The organism is Pseudodesulfovibrio sp. (genome assembly GCF_028692895.1).
Lineage (GTDB): Bacteria > Desulfobacterota > Desulfovibrionia > Desulfovibrionales > Desulfovibrionaceae > Pseudodesulfovibrio.
Genome location: NZ_JAQUWN010000132.1, coordinates 1 through 3,270, shown reverse-complemented (window position 1 = coordinate 3,270; position 3,270 = coordinate 1). Strand labels below are relative to the sequence as shown.

The 3,270-nt window shown below is 65.5% G+C and carries 3 protein-coding genes and 1 pseudogene; 2 read left to right on the top strand and 2 right to left on the bottom strand.

The window, feature by feature from the left end:
* Positions 1-318, top strand: a pseudogene (locus tag PHP91_RS17260) (hypothetical protein); the annotation flags it as partial.
* Positions 315-707, top strand: a complete 393-nt coding sequence (locus PHP91_RS17255) for a hypothetical protein (protein ID WP_300143770.1) — start codon at positions 315-317, stop codon at positions 705-707. The pseudogene PHP91_RS17260 and the gene PHP91_RS17255, both read left to right, overlap by 4 nt.
* A gap of 33 nt (positions 708-740) precedes the next feature.
* Here PHP91_RS17255 and PHP91_RS17250 read toward each other — a convergent pair whose 3' ends face one another.
* Both PHP91_RS17250 and PHP91_RS17245 read right to left on the bottom strand, forming a co-directional pair.
* On the bottom strand, positions 741-1,853 hold the full coding sequence (locus PHP91_RS17250) for a lytic transglycosylase domain-containing protein (RefSeq protein ID WP_300143768.1): 1,113 nt from the start codon (positions 1,851-1,853) through the stop codon (positions 741-743).
* Between the two features lie 49 nt (positions 1,854-1,902).
* A complete protein-coding gene (locus tag PHP91_RS17245) occupies positions 1,903-3,093 on the bottom strand; it encodes a PhoH family protein (protein WP_300143766.1) in 1,191 nt (396 codons plus the stop codon).
* Positions 3,094-3,270: the final 177 nt, after the last annotated feature.

Here is a 3,270-nt window from a genome sequence, read left to right as displayed (position 1 = left end):
GCCGTGGCCTACCTCTTCTACGACCAGGTAGGCTCCCTGCGGGTGGTTGCCGACCGTGACGGCGACGTGATAAAGGAGGTCCTGTACGACCCCTTCGGCGGGATCATCGAGGACAGCAACCCCGGCCTCCGCCCCCCCATCGGCTTCGCCGGAGGGTTGCACGACCGCGACCTGGGCTTCGTGAGGTTCGGCTGGCGGGACTACGACACGTTCACCGACGGGCGGACCGCGCCCGCCCGCAGGGATTGGCGGCCGGACCGGCGGGACGCCGTTTCCGAGCAATCCCGACAGCGCCCGAAAGAAAGGAGCCGACAATGAAGAAAGCGACGTGGCGTGCAGTGGTTTTGCTGGGTGCGATCGCCCTGGGGGCTTGGCTTCATTCCTGCTTCCCGCCGGACATCGGCGTGGTGGTCCTCCAAAACGGCAGCGGGCGGGACATCGCCAGGGCCGTCGTACGCATCCGGGAAATCGAGCTCGTCTTCCCGAAAATCCCGGACGGCGGCTTCTCGGCGGCCCGCTATGAAATCCCCGGAGACGCCCACTACGAGGTCCTGGTCACGTTTGATTCCGGCAAAACGCTCCGCCTGGAGTCCGGCTATGTGACGAGCGGCATGGACGCCTTCGACGTCATGGTCGTCCGGGAAGACGAAATCATTCACCAGGCCTCCGAAGGGCCGGGGCTTTCCGCCTCGCGGAACGCCCCCTGACCCCAACCGGCGGCGTTTCCGACCGCCCACCCCCTATTGCATGATGACCAGCTTCTGGCCGGGGCGGATGGTGCTGCGGCGGCCCAGGTCGTTGAGCTTGAGCAGCCGGGTGAGCGGGGTGCCGGTCTTGTCCGCGATGGCGGTCAGGGTGTCGCCCCGGCGCACGGTGTAGGTCTTGGCCGCCGCGCGCTTGCGGTATTTCACGATCAGCGACTGGTAGCGGGAGGCGAACCCCCTGGCCGAGCCCTCGGGCAGGAAGAGGACGTGCTCCCCGGCCGGGATGACGTCGTCCAGAAGCTGCGGGTTCATGTCCCGGACGGTCTTGTAGTAGGTCCCCGCCGCCTTGGCCACCACCAGGACCGGCGCGGCCTGGCGGGTCTTGAGCAGGATGCGGTCGCAGGGGACCGGGCCGTAGAAGTCCTCCGGCTCCAGGCGGAAGCCGTAGCGGCCGGGGTCCGAAAGGATGAGCTTGGCCGCCATGGCCCTGAGCACGTAGCGCTCGGTCTCGGTGGGCAGGTCCAGATGGTAGTAGTCGTCCGCGTCCTGGGCGTCCATGCGGCTCCCCAGGCCGACCTCGCCCATGTTGTAGGCCGCGCAGGCCAGGGTCCAGGAGCCGAACTCCTCGTGCAGGGTGCGGAGGTAGGCCAGCGCCGCCTTGGTGGCTAGCCGGTAGTTGCGCCGCTCGTCGATGTAGCGGTTGATGACCAGGCCGTGGTTGCGGCCCGTGGACTCGATGAACTGCCAGACCCCGCGCGCGCCCCGGCCCGAGCCCGCGTGGGGTTTGAGGGCCGACTCGATGACCGCCACGTACTTGAGGTCGTCGGGCAGCCCGGCCTCGGCCAGGGCGGCTTCGATGTGCGGAAAGTACCGGCCCGAGCGCTTGAGCCAGAGGATGACCTGGGCGCGGTCCCAGAGCATGAGCAGGAGCTCTCGCTCCAGCCGCTCGCGCACGGCGGGCAGGTCGAGCGGCACGGGCTCGTTGCAGAAGCTGACCGGCCCCTTGATGCGGATGGCGGATTCCAGGGAGGGGAAGCGCGCCGCCTTCAAGGGCGCGGCCATGTCCGCCCCCTCGGCCGACGCGGGCCGGGAGGCGAGCAACAGGAAGAGCCCCGCGACAAGCGGGAGGATCAGACGCCGGAAGGTCAAAACGATGTCTCCATGGCGGCCGCGCCGGGGCCCCGGCGCGGCGTCGCCGCTACAGCTTGGATTTGAGCACGATGTCCGTGATAGGCCCGCGCGAACGGTCTCCCTTGAGGACCATGTGCGCATAGTTCTTGTACCCCTTGAGCTTCTTTACCGTCCAGTTCAGGCCGTTGTTCGCCTCGTTGAGGTACGGGTTGTCCACCTGGCGCGTGTCGCCCAGGCAGATGCACTTGACGCCCTCGCCCATGCGGGTGAGGAGCGCGCGGGTCTCGCCGCGCGAAAGGTTCTGCATCTCGTCCACGATGACCACGGCGTTTTCGATGTTCATGCCCCGGATGAACGCCACGGGCTGGATCTCGAACTTCTTGGGGTTGAGCTTCCAGGTGTCGGACGAGGGGTCCTGGAAGATGCGGTTGGCCGGGCGGATGTCGTGCAGCTTGATGAGCAGGTCCTGGATGTACTTGATGTACGGCAGCATCTTCTCCTCGATGTCGCCCGGAAGATAGCCCATCTTGGCACCGATCTCCACCACCGGCTTGACCAGGTAGATCTTGCGGTAGGGGTTGTCCTTGCGCTCCAGGGTCAGGTAGAGCGCGGCGGCCAGGGAGAGGAAGGTCTTGCCGTAGCCCGCCTCGGACTGGATGGAGACCAGGTCGATGCCCTCGTGGAGCATCAGCTCCAGGGCCAGGTTCTGGTAGACGCTGCGCGGCTTCACGCCCCATATCTCGTGGGTGTAGCCGATGGGCTTGGGCCCTTCGGGGCTGTAGAAGACCGGGGTCCCGGCCTCCCAGCGGAAACAGTTGTGGACCAGCTCCTCGCCTTCCTCCACGAACCCGGTGTAGCGTTGGGACTCGGACCGGAAGGGGTCGGAATCGCGGTATTCCTCGCTCGGGATGCCGTAGACCTTGGCCTTGATCTGGAGGATGCGGTCGTTGGTGATGAGCATGGCCTCTTCCGGGGCCATGTGCAGGATTTCCTTGAGGATGCGGTCGTCCATCACGTCGTCGGTGAGGGTGAGGGCGAAATCCGGCGGGAAGATGTGGACCTGTTCGTCGTCGCGGATGGCGCAGACGGCCTGGGCGACGATGTGCCCGATGCGCGGGTCTTTCTTGAGGCCGTCCAGCTCGGTGAGGACGGTGTAGGGAATGTAAATCTGGTTTTCCGACCCGTTGCGCAAGGCCGTGATGCATTTGGGGTTTTCTATGAGGACGTTGGTGTCGAGGACAAAGTGCTTCTGGGCCATAATCCCCCGTCCGGTGTTTGCTCGTTGATTCCCTGGGCATCTACCCGATCCGTCGGCGCGAGGCCGGGAATCAGCCAATCAATTTCATACGCTCCTCCAATGCTTTTTCTCCCTTAACCGTGACGATGAACAGTTTTCGAGAAAATGTCTAGAGCCAACTTGCGGCAAAAGGGCCGC

Excerpts from the sequence above, each read along its gene's own strand:
- PHP91_RS17255 (WP_300143770.1), top strand. The coding sequence starts at position 315 with ATGAAGAAAGCGACGTGGCGTGCAGTGGTTTTGCTGGGTGCGATCGCC.
- PHP91_RS17245 (WP_300143766.1), bottom strand. The coding sequence starts at position 3,093 with ATGGCCCAGAAGCACTTTGTCCTCGACACCAACGTCCTCATAGAAAAC.